A 17,504-nucleotide genomic window follows, 5' to 3' on the forward strand; every position below is an offset into this window, starting at 1 on the left:
GCAATGCTAAGTTGCAGGCGCACCTCATAAACAACGCCGTCACTTCCAAACAACTCCGTCATCCCGGACGGCTTGCGAGCCGGGATCTACTCAAACACCACGTAGCAGTGACAGGTTCCAGGCGCACCTCATAAACATCACCTACCAAACAACTCCGTCATCCCGGACGCGTGCGAGCCGGGATCTACTCAAACACCGCGCAGCAGTACCCGGTTCCAGGTGCACCTCACCAACAATACCGTCACTTCCAAACGACTCCGTCACTTCCAAGCAACTCCGTCACTTCCAAGCAACTCCGTCATCCCGGACGCGTGCGAGCCGGGATCTACTCAAACACCGCGCAGCAATGCTAGGTTACAGACGCACCTCATAAAACAACGCAGTCACTTCCAAACGACTCCGTCATCCCGGACGCGTGCGAACCGAGATCTACTTAAAAACCGCGCAGCAGTGCCCGGTTCCAGGCGCACCTCATAAACAACTCTGTCACGACCAAGCAACACCGTCACCTCACAAACAACGCCGCCACTTCCAAACAACTCCGTCATCCCGGACGCTTGCGAGCCGGGATCTACTCAAACACCGCACAGCAATGCGAGATTCCAGACGCACCTCATAAACAACTCCGTCATCCCGGACGCGTGCGAGCCGGGATCTACTCAAACACCACGCAGCAGTACCCGGTTCCAGGCGCACCTTACCAACAACACCGTCACTGCCAAACAACGCCGTCACCTCACAAACAACGCCGCCTCTTCCAAACAACTCCGTCATCCCGGACGCGTGCGAGCCGGGATCTACTCAAACACCGCACGGCAATGCGAGATTCCAGACGCACCTCATAAACAACTCCGTCATCCCGGACGCGTGCGAGCCGGGATCTACTCAAACACCACTCTGCAGTGCCCGGTTCCAGACGCACCTTACCAACAACACCGTCACTGCCAAACAACGTCGCCATCCCAACCCTAAGTGCTGATTATTTATACAGGTATAAGCAAATGTAGTCAGTTTCCATGTCAAATTTCTCGTTTTCTCCGCGCTTGAAGGTCTCGTCTAAGTGAAGATCTGATTTAATTTACATAGATTCAAAAAGTTAGTAGCTTTACATAACGAGACCCCAAGTCTCGCTATGAACAAGGCTCGGTTTCACCAAAGACATTTTGGCTTGAGTGACTAGTACAATAGTGGTAGGTTATTGTTCTTGTTATAAATAAAATAATTTAGCTGTGGAGCTGTACGGTTTTAGGAACTGGATCTAACCGGTATTCACGCTAATAAGCTGTTAAGTTTCATTTGAGGAAAGTATGCACAATAAAATAGGTAGTATTACAGGTGTGGCAGGTTTTATTATTTCCCTGATCTCACTCTATTTTTCTTATCAGGCAACTTTAGATCGCAAGGAGAACCTCAGAGTTTCTTTAAATGCTCAAAGGTTTGGTTATGAAACTGAAATTAAAGCTCCTGTAGCAGATATTATTCCTCCGCTACTGAAAACAAATTGGGATGTCGTTGTTACAAATAATAGCGACCGTAAAACCACTATCTTAGAAAGTGATGTGTACTTACTTAGCGATAAAGGGCGGAAAGACTACTCAGGGTTGTTCCAAGGTTTGTATCAAGAAAATGGCAATAAAGTTAGTTTCCCAATTTCTTTAGAGTCTGGTGACTATCTAAAATTAAGAGCGGTAATCGGTTATGAAGTCGCTCCTAAAGCTTATGCAGAACTTAAACAAGTAGATGGCTTCATTAATAACTCATTTCACATCGACGATATGCATCAATTTTTGTGTAACCACCAAATCGACTTTCGTGACAATGATGCTCTTTGTCAGCAGGGAATTATTAGTATCTCGGATAATTCATCGGACAATTTGTATATTATGCAGTTATCAACAGCGCGAGATAATGTTTTTGAAACCGCTGGTTTTTGGTACAAAGTAACTACGACGTACTAAAAACTTAACAAGCAATTTAAGAGTGATTCCCCACGCTTGGCATTTTGGGTTTGGGTTAAGTTTAGTGTTTACGGTGTCCAATTTGAGTGTAGTGGTAGCGTGGCTCACACCTTAATTGGGCGTTACAAGGTAGCTAGATGGAATTTGAGAGTTGGCCAACACCTTTTGAAGATGGCAGTTTGTGGTTAGTCGATTTGTCTTGGGGTACCAAAGAGTGGACTCTCGAAAAATCGAATGGTGTTAAGTACCTGATTAAAGGCGACGCAAAACACGAAAGCCATGAACTTGTAGCTCGTGTATTTCACGAAGAATCAGAAACTATATACGAGCTATTATTTGAATCTGTAAATGGCTTTCGTTGTCTAGACGAACACGGCCTGACAGAAGTTTGGAGCAATATTCGACCAACATTAAATACGTTTAAAATAAAAGGTCATGGTTGGCACAAAGAAAGCCCGCTTACCTTTTTCATGGGAAATGATGGTGAGTGGTCTCACTTAATAGTTACTGCTGACGAATGTTTAGAGGTTATTTGTAGCGCAAGCCCAATCGTAAAAGAAATTGGTAAAGCAGAGGCAGTCGCGACCTAACAAACGCTTTAACCAAGGGACGCAAAACGCTTGGCTTGCGCTCATTCTTAGCAAATTTTAGCCAAGCATTCATGCGCCCCATATGGCGGTGTCATATTTACAAATGACCCACTTTCACATAAATCAATGCGCCATCCTCTTTCGTAAAAGGCGTATGCCGGCTCATGTGGGGGCTACGAAGCCAGGTGCCTGCGGGATATTGGCCATGCTCATCGTAAAACGTGCCTTCCAAAACAAAGATTTCTTCTCCTCCCCAATGGGTGTGCAATTGAAATTGAGTGTGAGGTGACCATTTTACTAAGGCGACCTTCTCACCTTTAAACTCATGCAACGGCATTACCGTCAGCCCATCAACAAGCCCTTGGTGCCAAGGGTGGGTTTGAGTGTCTATCACTTTTTGTTCTGTGTCGTCCTGATCAAATTGATGTAGCTTTACCAATATAGTTGCACCTTCTTTACCTATTTTTGGTGTGTGAGATGTACCAATTGGGTTGCGCACATAGCTCCCCTTTGCGTAGTTTTGATGCTCGTCCGAAAACACACCATCAAGTACTAAGAATTCTTCTCCACCACTATGAGTATGTGACGAGAACGCTGAGTATGGCGCGTAACGAACGATAGAGGTCGCTCGTGCGACTTCATCTCCAACGCGATCAAGCATCATGCGCTCAACGCCAGGCATCGGAGAATCAACCCACTTATAGTCGGCGGGTTGAATTACTACACGATGCTTGAAATCTGCATTGATTAAAGTAGTCATACTGACCTCCAATAAAGATTGTTACTTAATTTCTGCCAGCAATAACACCGCCGTCAACGTCCCAAATCGCGCCTGTTATCCAGCTTGCACGCTCGTTCAAGAGGAACATGATAGCGTTGGCAACGTCATCTGGTGTGCCTATACGACCAATAGGGTGGAAACTGTCAAAACCTGCCAGGGCATCGTCCACTTCTGTCGGATCGATAAAAGTTTCGTAAATTGGCGTTTTCACTACCGCAGGTGACACAGCATTTACCCTAATGCTATGGTCGGCCAGTTCCATTGCCATATGCTGCGTTAACGCGTGTAACCCTGCTTTTGCCATGGAATAAGCAGAAGAGGGGGTTGCTTTGATCGCCTGCTTAGCCCACATTGAACCAATATGAACAATGGAGCCACCGCCATTGTTACGCATATTCTGGGATACGGCTTGGCTTATAAAAAAGGTTGCCCGATTCAGTGCAGCATAAGCATCATAATCCTCAAATCCGTGCTCTAAATAAGGCTTCGGATTGAAGTAACCTGCTGAATTAACAAGGTACTGGATATGTCTTTCGTCCGAGTTTATCGCTTGAATGACTCTGTCAACATCTTTTTGCTCATAGAGGTTGGCTTGTAATGTCTCAATATTGATGTCATTACTCGCTATTGCGGTTAACTGAGATCTGGCCGACTCCAGCTTTTCAGCGTTGTTGCCTAAGATAATAACACTGCTCCCTTGAGCGACGAGTTGCTTTGCTGTTGCCAGGCCCATTCCGCTAGAACCGCCAATGATTAATGCGATATTTGAAGTTGTCATAGATTTTCTCCGATATATGTTAAGGTACGGAGATAATTTATCGAATCACTATAGCGTTAAAAAGTAAGTACAAATTGGTAAGGTAGGTACTTTTTGGTACATCTTTATGAAAGATAGAGAAAAAAAATATTTGAGAAAAACCGCACCGACTGAAAGTGCAAAGATAGTAGAGACTATTTATGGCTGCAAATGGTCTCTTACGGTTTACCAGCTTTTGGCTGATGGAATCAATCGGCCTGGCGAAATGGTGCGCAGCATTGAAGGTTTAACCACTAAAGTGCTGAACCAGTGCCTGCGTAAAAATACGGAGTTTGGGATCCTGGAGCGAATTTCTTACAATGAGGTGCCACCGAGGGTGGAGTACAAAGTCACTGATTTCGGGGCCAAGTTTATGAAAGTCCTTGATGAGCTTGAAAAACTACAACATGAAATTGAAAATCAGCTATAACAAGCACATCAATTAGGACGCTCGCGAGCTTGCGCCTAATACGCGGGTGTAATATGTCGTTACCAGTACAATAATATGATCGAAGTTGAGCGAATTCTTAGAGTGGACCATGCAGGTGAATTTGGGGCAATTAATATATATCGCTCCCAGCTGTTTGTTGCTCGCTATTTATACAAGGATATTGTTCCTAAACTTGAAGAAATGCTGGGCCATGAAAAGAAGCATTTTAATACCTTTGATCGCATCCTTAAAAGCCGAAATATAAGGCACTGTTACGCCTTGTATTTCTGGGCGTTTGGCGGCATAACTCTGGGGATTTTAACGGCTTTGGCAGGTAGAAAAGCGATTTGGGTGTGCACTGATTCAATTGAATCGACTGTATTGCATCATTTGGATTGGCAATTGGACTTTTTATCTCAGCATGACACAGAGGCTTATGATGCGGTCATGAGCATTAAAGCTGATGAAGAAGAGCATCAAGACTTTGGTCAAACTCATGGTTCTAAGTCATTTGTTTATAAACCTATATTCTGGGTGATTCGAAAATCCACCGAGTTTGCAATTTGGCTGAGTACTAAGCTATAAACATGCAAAGAAGCAATGAAAGCGCACCGGTAATAAATACTGGCTGGACGCCCAATACTCCGGCTGCTTTGTGTTGGACTCTCTTTGTTGATGTGTTGAACTAAGCGGCTTCGTCGGAATCATTTTTCTGAGCGTATTGTGTAGGATGGTAGTATCACGCCTAGTGTTGTTATCTATTTGGCTTTTGGCGAAATAAATTAGTCAAACAATGCCTTGCGTGTCCATCACATTGATTTTAAATATGAATATCTGGGGATTTCTCAGGTTTGGTCGTTATATTTTGGGGAGATACCGGTGTTAAAAACAGCATTAAAAATAGCTTTACTATCTTTCGCTTTATTTTCTTCAATTGTTTCAGCAAAAAGCGAAAAGGAAGTAGTAGATGCTTTTTTTAAAGCACTAACATCTTCTAATTTTGCTTTGGCTTCAGAGCAAATGGACCCAGCGGAATTAGAGCAATTCCATGAGCTTTTTATAGAAATTGCCAAATCCGCAGATGCTAACGGCAAGTATAAAGAATTCTCTGTTGGCCCATTTGCCAAATACTCAAGTATAAAAGAATTTGAGAATACTCAGCCTATTTCCTTTTTTACTGATTTTCTTGATTTTACATTATCGCAAAACCAGCAAATGATTCAGTTGTTGAACAACGCGCAGTATAAGTTTATAGGTACAGTAAAAGAGACAGAAAAAACATCATATGCGGTTATCAAATTTGCAATGCAAATGGCTGGAGAAACCATTGAAGTAACCGATGTAGTTCCATTAATTAAGAATAATGATTCATACCGCCTTGGACTTAAGGCAGATATGAAAATTATGGCGCAAGCTTTTAAAGCCCAAGTAGCCAAAATATAACAAGCTGTAATGCTTGGCTGACGATCCATTCTACGCAGGTTGTAGCTAGGTGTAATCCGCCAAATAACAGTGGTTTATGCGAGTGTTATGTAGTTTAGTTGACACCCATCAGGCAAACAACTCGGTCACCTCTAAACAGTCCCACCACCCCGGACGCTTTCGAGCTGGGATAAACTTGACCAGATGATTGCAAAAAATCTTCTCAACCTTAAGTGTTGATTATTTATACAAGTATTAGTGAGCGTACCAGCTCCATGTTACATTTCTCGTCTTATCCATGCTTGAAGGCCTCGTTTAAGTGGGGCACTGGTGCAAGTTTAATAAATTCAAAAGTCTAGTAGCTTTACATAACGAGAGTCCATGTCTCGCTATGTGCAATGCTCGGTTTCTACAGCATCGTTTTGGCTTGAGCAGTGAGAGCAATGGTGGTAGGTTACTGTAATTATTATGATTAAAGCTTGTTCGTGGTTGAGCTTTGGGTATTGGGTTTAACCAGTATTTACGCTAATACACTGTTATCCAATTTGCTCCTTCAAATTGAACAGATATTAAGTGAGATTGGTATTATACATTATGAAGAGTTACGAAGATATCCACGGGCATAACCAAGACTTCGAAGTATCGTATCGCTTGTACTCTCAAAGTGAAGGCGGTTTAGAATCACCTTCTCAACACATGCGCTGTGATTTTGCATATGCAGATGACGATATTGAAAAGTCTGGTATTTATATGATTCATCCTGAGTTCTTAGATACAAATGGAAAACCGCTTCTGGCAGAAGAGCCAATACCGTCAGAAGGCTTTGCGTCTATGTGGATACTTGTTCCCGAAATGCGTGAAAAGGTTCAGTGCAAAAATTGCAAATAGGGACAAAAGGGTACTTTATGTCAGGAAACAGACGTTTGGGTGAAGTACAAGTAACCAGATTAGTTGATTTGCTGAAAAGCGTATAAAGTTGCCAACGTTAAGGTGTTATGTATATCGAGGAGGATAAATTATGCCAATGGCAAGGAAGAGACAGGCCAGCTTATCGGATACCAAATATTACCAATATATTTCTCATTGTGTGAGGCGCGCATTTTTGTATGGTAAAGACCGCTGAACGGGTAAGTCATGTGAGCATCAATGAGACGGGTTAGTATATAAGTTACGAGGACAGTCACCAAAAACAGCCAAGAAAAGTTGTTCAGTAAGATGAACAAGATTGGGACGGATCCTGGTCGATTTATTCTGGCGCGCATGAAAGCGGTATATAGCAAGCCGAACGATATGCATAGCAGTGTTACCAGCCGTCGGTCCATACGTTTAATGTTGTGTTTTGCAGCGACAGGGCCCTTCATATTTCGCCCCAGCTCCGTAAGAGAAAGTTGATTGCTATTGAGCAAAGTTTCAGTTGCCAACTCCCGCGACTCAAGGCGCTGGGCATGAATTTGGTGGCATTTTTTCTGAGCATATTGTGTAGGGTGGTGGTTTCTCGTATGGTGTTGTTATCTATTTGGCTTTTGACGAAATAAATGAGATAAAATAATGCCGTATGCTTCCATCACATTGATTTTAAATATAAGTGTCTGGGGACTTCTCAGAGCTAAGCGTTAGGCGTCTAAGAGGGGAGTGACCAACCCAGAAGAACAAAAGCCGTTGAGCTGCCAAAGCTCAATGAATTAACTGGGATGAGAGTGCATAGCAAGTCATTGCAATCGACTGCCAATGCGTCGGATGACTGAGGTGTTATATTTCTCTATGCATTTGAGTAAAGCGGATAAACTGTTAGCAGAATTAATAATTTGGCCTTACGCTGGTATGTTTGCAGGCATTGTTTCAATTATGTTTGCAGGTATGCATGGCTTGGAGCTTTACCTTCCTTACACTCTCGGTTTGGGAGCATTGGTTGGTTGCACCAGAGCATTTGGTATTGGTTTTGGCCTCGTGCAGTTTGTAACTAAAGAAGTTAGTGTTTTCAGAGGTTACTTCTACAGAGCGACTTTGTTTTTTATGTACAGTTTAGCTATTTATACTGTTGTTTGGCAAAGATATATTTATTAGAAATATAACACGGACGTCAATGTGGATACAAAGCGGTTGGCTTTGTTGATACCTCATAAAACATTAGCCAACTATTGTTAGCCGGCTACAAGGTATTAGGATTATTAGTCGAGTTCTATAGATAATGGTTATTCAGAAGCACAAAACAGACATTGTCATTTTTCTTACTTTTTTGTTTTTTGTGTCACTGCAGATGCTCAATACCAACTCTTTTGGAAATACGGGAGAGTATGATTTCACAGGAGAACCTTTCTCCTGTGAGTACAAAGGCGAGGGCAAGTACGGTGGGTACAAGGGATACCTTCATAAAGGAACAGAAAAGTATTATTTGAAAAACAACTTTAGCAGTTGTAAAGCTTTCAAACACTTGGTTGAAAACAAAAAGCTTTCCGGCAGATTTTTGAAAGATAACCACTTAATTGTGGATTTGTATATTGATGACAAGCCACATTATGAGTCATCGCTGTTAAATATTATTCTATATACACTATTACTAACTTCGCTTTTATGGGTATTCTTTCGTAAGCCGATCAAATGGGTGGTTAAAAAGCATGCGTAACCAAAGTTTAAATAAGGACGCAAAACAGCCGATTGGCGCTTCTTTGTCACTAACTTTAGCCTGCTAAGTGAGGCGTTAGGGCCCTTGACAGATATGGCGAAAAATCAATTCCGATACAAATTGTAGATGCTGTTAAATCTGAAGATTGTGACGAACTCAGAAAGATATTCAGAGAAAACCGAGGTCAAATTGCATTCTTTACACCTTTTAGTGATTCTATGTGGCTTGGTTATGCAGTGCAAAAAGGAAAACTTAGATCCGTAGAAGTGCTCATGGAATGCGGCATAGATGTAAATACGGGCGATAAACGAGAAAATATAACCCCCATCTGAGATGGTGCTAGTGGGGGTCATGAGGCATTGTTGAACCGCTACTACAAAGTGGATGTGGCCTGGACGTCCGTCTGTCAGTTCGTAACCCGCTATTTTCTGCAATCGTGGGCCGTGCTCCTGGCTGTGTTCGATTAATTCTTGATGCAGGTATTGATAATGGTGTTGTTTACAATAGCGAGATCATGAAAAACATGGGCGCTGCGGCTTTTGCTATACTGCGCGGAGAGTCTGGGGCACTAATTTAATTGCAACACATAAGTTGGGTGGCAATACAAAAGAAATAATTGAGTACCTAAAAAGTTGATGACATTGCAATTTAAAAATGCGTATTCGTAGCGCAAAAAAGCCTAATCAACGCATGTAGGCGGACTCGTTTCTCAGCGGTTCTATCATCCGAAAAAGGAGTGTAAGTATGAAATACATTAAAATATATATCAGTATTTTCATGATGTTAGCTATTAGTGGTTGCGTCCATCTAGTGTCTTATTATGATTCGGTGTCTTATAAAAATCTAACTGACATGAAGGGAGAGATGAAGGTTTTTTTTCAGTCATGTCAGAAAGAGGTTGCAAAGGGAGAATATGCACTGTCAGCGATCGATGGGTTTGTGCTCTCTAGCGCCAAAGCCTATGAGTATGAAAAAGGCAAAGGCTTAAATGACGATACTATTTCTCAATTAAAGACACTGGAGAAAACCATTGTCGAAGTTAAATCTAGATATTCCAGCAATGTATATTCTGGCTCAACTTGTGAAGCCAGAGCCGAGGGAGTAGCTCCAGATGCATCAACTGGCTGCTTAACTATCGGATATTGCATCGCAAAGTGGAAAATTCTCGAAACGGCATTCGATATTGCAATAACAACCGAACAATCCAAAATAGAAGAATTTAAATAGGAGAGTTAACCATGTCCGGTATAAGTGAATTTCTAGATACATTGCTTGATGAAACAGTTGACTTTGCAAGAGATGAACTTAAGGTGCTCGTAAAAGAGGCCAAAAATGACAATAGAGTTTTCATTAAGCATATGGGCGATCTTACTGAAGAATTTATTAAGTTACGTGCCCTTGGCCAGTTGACCAATGACGAGTTTGAAGAGTTAATGGAGGATGTTGTTGACTTAAACAAAATGCAATTTCATAAGCTTTCTGTCCAGGCCAAAGCTAGAGCTGAGCGAGTAGCAAATGGGATCAGAGATTTAGTCATCAATAGTTTGTTGAGTTTAATAAAAGCCTGACAAATTTGTTGCACTCGAACACAAACTACAATGAACAATGCGTTAAAAGGGGGCTTCGGCTCATGGATAGGAAAATAATATTGGCAGCTTTATCGGCTTTGCTGATTTCAGCTTGTAATTCCACACCTAAAAGTAGTGTCACAAATTATGAGGCTGATGGAAGTTTGGGATCCACGAGACCAGCTAAATGTGTTTCAGTGGCCGAGCTATCGAACACGCAGAACCCTGTTGATATATTTACAGGACTTAATATTTGCTTGACCGAAAAAAACTATTCTAATGCAGCTGAGCTATATTTTGCTGGCATGTCTTATGGCTTTTTTGATACAAAACGTGTTTCAGATAAAACGGCACATCAAGCGATTAGTGTGCTGCGTATGAATTTGTTTGGTGCGCAATCACAAGATAATATTGATAAGTTTCAAATGGCTCTTACAAAATTAAGTTCTGATAATACTGAGATTTGTCAAAGCCTAACTGATCTAGGTGCACCGGCATATAAACCAACTTATATGATTCAGCATGGGATCGGAGCCTTCACAGGCCAAAGCACTAACGACGGTTTGGTTGAAAACTTTGATGCAGTAGCGGCTTGGAAAGATACTTTATCAACAATCGCCAAGTGTGGTTAAAGCTAACAAATCAATTATGAACGCCAAAAAAATGGGTTGGGACGCGCAAATAATACGGGCCAATATTGAAGCTTATATGACATAGAGGTATGAAGAAATACTGGATAGAGTTAGCAGTAGTCAAAGAACATCCTGGTTTTATTATTTCTCATTCCAGTTGTCTGACTTGGAATAGGTCAAAGAGTGTAGTGTATATTTTAAACAATATGTTCATTAAATTACTATAGGTAGTCACATCGTGTAACTATTGTTGGCAATCATAGCACTGTAAATTACTTAAGATGATAAAAAGCGCTAAACAGTGCATAAAGTGTTCAATGAGGTTTTAGGTAAGTGGGTTTCTATTTCCATGGAAAAGCTGCTATATAAGGAGGGTTTACTGTTTCTCTATAAAGCTTAACGGACAAAGTCAATCCAGATAAATTTATCCATTAACCATGCGCTATACTGCTAAAAGGATATTATGAAACCGAGTATCAAAAGAAAAGTACCACTGGCGTTTTTAACCATTGTATCGATTTGGTGGTGGTTTTACTATTCATCGTTTAATGCGCTTAATGCATATGGGAACGCGAATTATGAGTGGCTGTTTATGCTCGATACACTCCTGGTGCTTCCTGTCTTATGCTTCTTCTGCGAATCAGATAAACAAAAAGCTCTTTTAAAAGCGGCTGTGCTATGTTGCACCTCGGTGTTCATAGGAAGCTTGATCATTCCGGAACATAATAAAGTAATTTTCCATTTTCTCGAAAGTGGCCGTTATTTTGTTTTATCCATAATTCTTGTTCTCGAGCTGTCAGCTTTGATAACCGTGTGTTTAGCCGTTCGCGCTTTGCTCGCAAAACAAGAAGATCCAGATTTAGCTGTGGCGAACCCTATCGAGAAAATCTTTGGCTCCTCTTTTTTCAGCTCAACATTAGCACTTGAAGGACGCGTCTGGAGCTTTGCACTTTTTGCTTCACGGATACAAAGTAGTGCTTATAAAGGCAAACAACATTTTTATTATGATAAAAAAGATGGCGCTCAAAGTAACCTTTTGGGCTTTATCCTTCTTATTGTTATCGAAATTCCACTTGTACACCTACTTCTGCACTTTTTATGGTCAAGCACTGCTGCAAATATCACAACAGGGCTTACGTTGTTCGGGTTAGTCTTTTTCTTTGCGGAATACAAAGCTGTTGGCAGGCGCCCCATTTCAATTTATGGAAATAATTTGATCATTCGTTACGGTCTGTATGCGCCTTTCACAATTCCGCTTGATAATATATCAGAAATACGCCTAAACAATTGTTATGTTAAACGTTCAAGTAACGTCAAACGATTCAACTATTCTGGTGTTCCAAATGTTGTAATCAAACTCAGTTCACCTATCAATGGAAAGAATAAAGTGTATTTGGGTGTAAACGTGCCAGAAACTTTTATCAACACTGTAAAAGATGAAAAAGTTCGGCATAACAAGGTCCTAAAGTCGGGTTCGTAACAGTTGGATAGGTTTCTCGGGAGCGCCCGTATATGGCTTGTAAACTCTTCTCATTGCTCTCTAGCGTGCAAGTTATTCTTTCAATGGGTTTAAGTGAATGAGAGGGAACATGGAGCCTAAAAAAGAAGAGCAAAAAGTTGCACTTGTGATCAGCAAGGCTACGGTTTTATGTATTTTATATTTTGCAGTTTATTTCTCTTGTGAGAGAGTTACCGTCTACTTTTATAATAGTCTTAATCATTATGTTTTCTTTATGATGTGTCTTTTTAAGCTAACTCTTTTATACAATATTATTGTAGAGCCTTTATTTTTTAGAGAGAAGAATAAAATCTATTCACTTGCATTGTATTTATATGGAGGGGGAGGTTGTGCATTTCTTTATGGTTATGACTTAAGAGGAAACTTTGATGTTTCAACTGAAATGGGTGCGTTTTTTTACTATTCAACGTATTTAGCTTTGACATTTATCATTGAAATAAAAGAAGAAAAATTAACATGAAGGGCTAGTTTGGACTGCAGGAAACCGGCCTATTTGGCTGTGGTTATATCTAAGTACATCCCTTGTAGTGGGTTTTGCCATGCCTGGGTATCTATTAAGCCGATAAAGCGGTAGATAGAGTGGGGCAGCAGCTGGCGATGATTCCTTCAACAAGTTACGAGGACAGTCACCTAAAGCAGCCAAGAAAAGCTGCTCAGTATGGTACACAAGTTTGATGCGGAGCCTGGTCGAGCTATTCAGGCGTGTATAAAAGCAGTAATTAGAAAGCGAACGCTATGCATAGTGGTGTTACATATATCTAATGTTGTGCTTGGCAGCGACAGGGGGTTATGTTTCGACCCAGCTCACTAAGAGACAGTTGATTGCTATCGTGCATGCATAGTGTTGTTATCAAACTATTTTTTGAAATAAATTTAATATAAGAATGCATGCGTGTCCATCACATTGAGTTTAAATATGAATCTCAGGAGAGCCTTCAGAACGGGGCACTAATGTTTCAGGAGGCAGTGTGTTTAGTACATTACTACTCGTAGCAGGTGTCCAGTTTGGGGTTGCTAAAGCATGCAATGATCCTGACATTGAGTTGCTAGATGAACCTATCAGTATTGTTGAACCAATTCAGGAAAAAGGCCGTATTTTTGAGCCCGGCACAATACTGTTTAACTCTTCACTACCGTCTGCTTGTTCAGTCATAAATACAGAAGGCACCGTGGAGTTTGACGTATCTGATGCAGGTAAAGTAATAAACCTGAAAATATTGAGTATCAACCCGCCCAGAATACACTCTCGGGTAATAGTCAGAGGTCTTAAAAAAGCAACGGTCTTAAGCAAAGCCTATGGTACTGTCGGTAATAAAGTGCATGTTAAATACATTCAGTTTAAAAATAAAACATAATGTGAAAACAGCGCTACTCTCCTTCATTGACAGATGATTCAAGCCTTATGCTGATCTATTTCAACTCGTATAGTAGGGAATATTGTTAGAGCGAAAAACATATAGGCCATGCCTTTGAGATGAAGTAAACTTTGAAGCAGAGAGCGAATTTGAAAGTTTTTTCCTGTACCATTGTCAACATTGTCAACATTGTCAACATTGTCAACATTGTCAACATTGTCAACATTGTCGAAAAGACACAGTTTCGGCTCATGCATCTAACTTGTTTTCGGCTGGTGCTTCACTAACGTGGATTTCAGGCGAAAACAATGTGAAAACTTTTAGCCTGCCATCAACAAGGCATGTGAAGCGTTTTTGTTCGAACTATGGTTCTGCTTTTCCAAATGTGCAAATAGCTGAGAAATTTTTGGCTGTTCCTGCTGGCAGTATTGAAGCAAAATTTTAAAAAAGCCAAGCGCCCATATATTTGTTTCAATCAGGGCAGAATGGAATCAAGACTTAGGCCATATCCCCATGATAGACGGGCTGCCTGGTTAAAGTTGAATTAAGTAAACAAACTACAACAAACTAAACGCCTGCGTAAGCAAGGGGAGTATAGCGGTTTTTAAATATTTACAAGGAAGCCCTGTTGAACAGCGTAAACTTGTTTCTATTCATATTTGGACTGTCGATATATAGCAGTGCACATGCAAAACTGCACCTTTAAGAGCAATGAAAGCTTACTCCCAAAGGCGCAGGTGATTAGGCTATAAGCCTAAGCGTTATTGATAATCTGTGATGATTATCTAGGAACACAGCCGTGCCAGGTGCCATCTGTCCAGCAAATAGCAGGGTTTGTTGGCATGCATTTTGGGTAAATAGAGACTTCTGCACCACCTGCAACTTGCGGTGTTGCCTGGTTTGCAAGTTGATTGCTATTGTTCAGTGTTTTTAGATTTTTCTTTTTCAGTTGTACTTTCATTTTATATTTCCTTATTCTGGATACATTATTGGTAATCTATAGATAGAGCCCTGTTCGCAGCACACGCGTTAACATGTGCTTAATAAAAATCAGTGCTTGACTTTACCCTACTTAATTTGTGTAATAATTTAAAGCTGTTTTTTTGAACAATCGAGTTCACCTGATGTAAGTGCTGACACTATGGGTAACCATCATGATCACAACTAAACTATATAAACTTTTCCAAATATGTATATTGGGCGGTAATAAGTGGCTTTTGGAGTGAGTAATTAAGGAAGTAGCATGTTAGCACTAGTTCGGGTTCTGGGTTGGACTAATTTTACCGTTTTGGTATTTAGCCTCATGACTGCAAAGGGAGCTGGCTTTTTTCCAGTCGCATTTGTTTATCTGTCTTTTACGGTATGCTGCTTAGGCATGGTGATATACCATTGCTTTTTTGACAGACTGTTCAATACATCGAAAAAAAAAGAGGCCATTATTTACTTTGTGTCTTATCGACTGGGCATTATCATTTTCGTAATTGTCTATGTAATAATGGGCACTGTTATGTTGTATGACCGACTCTTTTGACATCATCAGTTTGCGCCCAAATAGGGCCAGGGGCGTCTTGGTGTAAAGGAATGACACTCGCTTGTTCAGCGATTCAACATATCATCCGCACACAATTTCGGCCCGTTTTTTTTGCCTCATAGAGTGCCATATCGATGCGCTTTAACATCTCTGGCAGATCCTGAACGCTGTGCAAACTACTTACGCCAAAACTAGCTGTAATTGTGTGCTCGCAAGATAACTGAATGTGCTCGATTGCCTGACGAATTCGCTCGGCAACCACCTTGGCGTCATCAAGGGCTGTATTAGGACACAGAATAAGAAATTCTTCTCCGCCCCAGCGAGATGCGATATCACTTAATCGCAGGCTGTTTTGAATTGCCTCAGATACACGTACCAGCACTTCGTCTCCAATATGGTGGCCAAACCGATCATTGACTTGTTTAAAGTTGTCTAAATCCAGAAGGATGCTGCTAAGAGGGAGGCCGTTATCCATACAGATAGCGGACTCTTCAGTGAGTGCCTGATTCATTTTTCTTCTGTTATACAGGCAGGTAAGATCATCTTTATTTGACAGTATTTCTAACTGTGCCGCTCTTTCTTTGTCCTGTGTGATGTCCTGCACCAGGCCAATTGAATTCAGTGGCTGACCTATGCCATTCAGGTGGGTTTCGCAGTGGTGCCGTACGTAAATAAGTGAACCGTCCGAGCGGCTGACGGTGTGTTCAAAATTTATTGTGTCGCCGCCCATAAATACATCTCGTAGTGATTGTTTGAGCTTCAGTTCACCACTTGGATCTAGTGCAGTAATAAACGCACTCCATTGCATGCTGCTTTTTCCATCTGGTATGTCTAACATAGCGGTGAGTTTTTCGCTCAGCTGGACGTTATAGGTTAAGTGGTTCAGACGCCAGGTTCCCACATTCGCGAGCTTTTGAATATCTGCAAGCGCTTTTCTGTCATATTCGCTGTCGCGCAGAATTTGTTGCAGCCGATTGTTTTCTAACTCCAACGCCAGTATCTCATCTTCGAGCCTGGTGATGAGCTCTTCATCATCTGATGTGGGCGGCGGTACTGAACTCATATCCGAACCATTTATTGGGCTGATTGCTAAATTTTTGTATTGAGATGCTCTTCGGCCTGCTTTGTCCCTACAAGCCGGGACCTTATTTTATTGTAGACTAACTCTCTGTTGGTGGAGCTGTCATCTGCAAATGGCGAAAAGCCACAATCGTCGCAGGTACCAAGCTGCGAAACGGGAATAAACTCAGTGGCCAGTAACACCAAGTCCCTGACCGATTCGGGGCTTTCTAACTCAGTACTATTTGGGTTGATCACGCCAATAAAAACGCGCTGGAAGGGCTTAAGGATACGACTAATGAGCTTAAGCGTTTTCTTGGGGTTTGCTTCACCCCTGAGTGCGACGTAAAAGTTACCAGCATTAATTTCAAACAGAGTAGGTAACAGATACTTATAGTCGATGTCGGCACTGTGTGTTGAGTCAATGTCGGCACCAGGGCAGGTATGAATACCGATACGTTGCCTTTCTTCGTCACTAAAGTGAGACAGGCATTTGTTAATAAGCTCGACAAAAGACTTGAGCGTCTGGCCAGACGGATCCAGCTTTAAGGAAAGCCTCGCTTCGGTGAAGTCGAGCTGCACTTTATGGGCACCCAGATCAAGGCAACGCCTGACTTCGCCGACATGCTCGTTGACAAGATCGGCCACAAAGCGCTCATGATCGTAGTCTTCAATCCCCTGAGGTGGGTACACAAGGCTCAGCATAGAGGGAGAGATAACTGCCTGTTTGACCGGTACATTGGCATGTTTGAGCGCAAAAGCGAGAAATTCATCAGCGGTGTGTTCATAGCGAAATGGTGCTACCTTAAGGTGCGGTGCAAAAACTCGGGTATGGCCGTCATTAAAATCAACCAATAGGCCCTGATCAGAATAGCTGGGAGAGTTATGCAGACAATAATGAGCAAAGCCGTCAAACTTTCGCTGCTCACCATCACTCACCACCTCACAACCCAGGCTTTCTAATTCACGGATCACCTGGCACGTTTCACGTTCTGCAATGTCGTTCAGGTGTGCGTAGTTAATTTTTCCCTGTTTGTAGTCTTTATAAGCGTCTATCAAACACCGGTTTCTGGGAACAGAGCCTATTTGTTCACTGGGAATGCGGATCCCTGACATAGCAATCTACCTTATTGTGTTGTTTGTTTTCAGCAATACCAACTAATTGAACGCGTGTAGCTAAGGCTCGTGCTAATAGCGTGTTAATATTGGCTAAATGATAAGCACTTAGCTGAGTATAGGT

The 17,504-nt window shown here is 41.7% G+C and carries 18 protein-coding genes and 1 pseudogene; 14 read left to right on the forward strand and 5 right to left on the reverse strand.

The window, feature by feature from the left end; translation table 11 throughout:
* Positions 1–1,307: 1,307 nt before the first annotated feature.
* Together NH568_RS09210 and NH568_RS09215 are read left to right on the forward strand one after the other, a co-directional pair.
* Positions 1,308–1,958: a hypothetical protein gene (locus tag NH568_RS09210; RefSeq protein ID WP_253046376.1), complete on the forward strand. Its 651-nt coding sequence runs from the start codon at positions 1,308–1,310 to the stop codon at positions 1,956–1,958.
* A gap of 137 nt (positions 1,959–2,095) precedes the next feature.
* Positions 2,096–2,548 carry a hypothetical protein gene (locus tag NH568_RS09215; RefSeq protein ID WP_253046377.1) on the forward strand — a complete coding sequence of 151 codons (453 nt, stop codon included), beginning with the start codon at positions 2,096–2,098 and terminating at the stop codon, positions 2,546–2,548.
* A 97-nt stretch (positions 2,549–2,645) separates the two neighbouring features.
* Here the strand turns inward: NH568_RS09215 and NH568_RS09220 are convergent, their stop codons facing one another.
* Together NH568_RS09220 and NH568_RS09225 are read right to left on the reverse strand one after the other, a co-directional pair.
* Complete coding sequence (locus NH568_RS09220) at positions 2,646–3,308, reverse strand: cupin domain-containing protein (protein WP_253046378.1); 663 nt, start codon at positions 3,306–3,308, stop codon at positions 2,646–2,648.
* A gap of 25 nt (positions 3,309–3,333) precedes the next feature.
* On the reverse strand, positions 3,334–4,107 hold the full coding sequence (locus NH568_RS09225; protein WP_253046380.1) for an SDR family oxidoreductase: 774 nt from the start codon (positions 4,105–4,107) through the stop codon (positions 3,334–3,336).
* Positions 4,108–4,213: 106 nt separating this feature from the next.
* Here NH568_RS09225 and NH568_RS09230 point away from each other — a divergent pair, with 106 nt between their 5' ends.
* The 12 genes and pseudogenes from NH568_RS09230 to NH568_RS09285 all read left to right on the forward strand — a co-directional run bounded on the left by NH568_RS09230 (position 4,214) and on the right by NH568_RS09285 (position 13,674).
* Positions 4,214–4,555, forward strand: coding sequence for a winged helix-turn-helix transcriptional regulator (locus NH568_RS09230; RefSeq protein ID WP_054017570.1), 342 nt, complete (start codon positions 4,214–4,216; stop codon positions 4,553–4,555).
* Positions 4,556–4,630: 75 nt separating this feature from the next.
* Positions 4,631–5,140 carry a demethoxyubiquinone hydroxylase family protein gene (locus NH568_RS09235; RefSeq protein ID WP_253046382.1) on the forward strand — a complete coding sequence of 170 codons (510 nt, stop codon included), beginning with the start codon at positions 4,631–4,633 and terminating at the stop codon, positions 5,138–5,140.
* 294 nt (positions 5,141–5,434) lie between these two features.
* Positions 5,435–5,998, forward strand: coding sequence for a hypothetical protein (locus NH568_RS09240; protein ID WP_253046384.1), 564 nt, complete (start codon positions 5,435–5,437; stop codon positions 5,996–5,998).
* A gap of 573 nt (positions 5,999–6,571) precedes the next feature.
* Complete coding sequence (locus tag NH568_RS09245) at positions 6,572–6,865, forward strand: hypothetical protein (protein ID WP_253046386.1); 294 nt, start codon at positions 6,572–6,574, stop codon at positions 6,863–6,865.
* Positions 6,866–6,995: 130 nt separating this feature from the next.
* Positions 6,996–7,097: pseudogene (locus tag NH568_RS09250) on the forward strand (transposase); the annotation flags it as partial.
* A gap of 641 nt (positions 7,098–7,738) precedes the next feature.
* Complete coding sequence (locus NH568_RS09255) at positions 7,739–8,041, forward strand: hypothetical protein (protein ID WP_253046388.1); 303 nt, start codon at positions 7,739–7,741, stop codon at positions 8,039–8,041.
* 1,303 nt (positions 8,042–9,344) lie between these two features.
* Positions 9,345–9,827, forward strand: coding sequence for a hypothetical protein (locus NH568_RS09260; RefSeq protein ID WP_253046390.1), 483 nt, complete (start codon positions 9,345–9,347; stop codon positions 9,825–9,827).
* A gap of 11 nt (positions 9,828–9,838) precedes the next feature.
* On the forward strand, positions 9,839–10,168 hold the full coding sequence (locus NH568_RS09265) for a hypothetical protein (protein WP_253046392.1): 330 nt from the start codon (positions 9,839–9,841) through the stop codon (positions 10,166–10,168).
* A 62-nt stretch (positions 10,169–10,230) separates the two neighbouring features.
* On the forward strand, positions 10,231–10,800 hold the full coding sequence (locus NH568_RS09270; protein ID WP_253046394.1) for a hypothetical protein: 570 nt from the start codon (positions 10,231–10,233) through the stop codon (positions 10,798–10,800).
* A gap of 463 nt (positions 10,801–11,263) precedes the next feature.
* Positions 11,264–12,280: a hypothetical protein gene (locus tag NH568_RS09275; protein WP_253046396.1), complete on the forward strand. Its 1,017-nt coding sequence runs from the start codon at positions 11,264–11,266 to the stop codon at positions 12,278–12,280.
* A gap of 109 nt (positions 12,281–12,389) precedes the next feature.
* Positions 12,390–12,779, forward strand: a complete 390-nt coding sequence (locus NH568_RS09280) for a hypothetical protein (RefSeq protein WP_253046398.1) — start codon at positions 12,390–12,392, stop codon at positions 12,777–12,779.
* 508 nt (positions 12,780–13,287) lie between these two features.
* Positions 13,288–13,674, forward strand: coding sequence for a hypothetical protein (locus tag NH568_RS09285; RefSeq protein ID WP_253046400.1), 387 nt, complete (start codon positions 13,288–13,290; stop codon positions 13,672–13,674).
* A 781-nt stretch (positions 13,675–14,455) separates the two neighbouring features.
* Here NH568_RS09285 and NH568_RS09290 read toward each other — a convergent pair.
* From NH568_RS09290 to NH568_RS09300, 3 genes are all read right to left on the reverse strand, one after another.
* Complete coding sequence (locus NH568_RS09290; RefSeq protein ID WP_253046402.1) at positions 14,456–14,635, reverse strand: hypothetical protein; 180 nt, start codon at positions 14,633–14,635, stop codon at positions 14,456–14,458.
* 643 nt (positions 14,636–15,278) lie between these two features.
* Positions 15,279–16,268 (reverse strand): GGDEF domain-containing protein, encoded by a 990-nt coding sequence (locus tag NH568_RS09295; RefSeq protein WP_253046403.1) that lies wholly within the window; start codon positions 16,266–16,268, stop codon positions 15,279–15,281.
* A 26-nt stretch (positions 16,269–16,294) separates the two neighbouring features.
* Positions 16,295–17,380 (reverse strand): 5-methyltetrahydropteroyltriglutamate--homocysteine methyltransferase, encoded by a 1,086-nt coding sequence (locus NH568_RS09300; RefSeq protein WP_253046404.1) that lies wholly within the window; start codon positions 17,378–17,380, stop codon positions 16,295–16,297.
* Between the last annotated feature and the right edge of the window lie 124 nt (positions 17,381–17,504).

The sequence above is a fragment of the Pseudoalteromonas sp. XMcav2-N genome (genome assembly GCF_024124545.1).
Classification (GTDB): domain Bacteria; phylum Pseudomonadota; class Gammaproteobacteria; order Enterobacterales; family Alteromonadaceae; genus Pseudoalteromonas.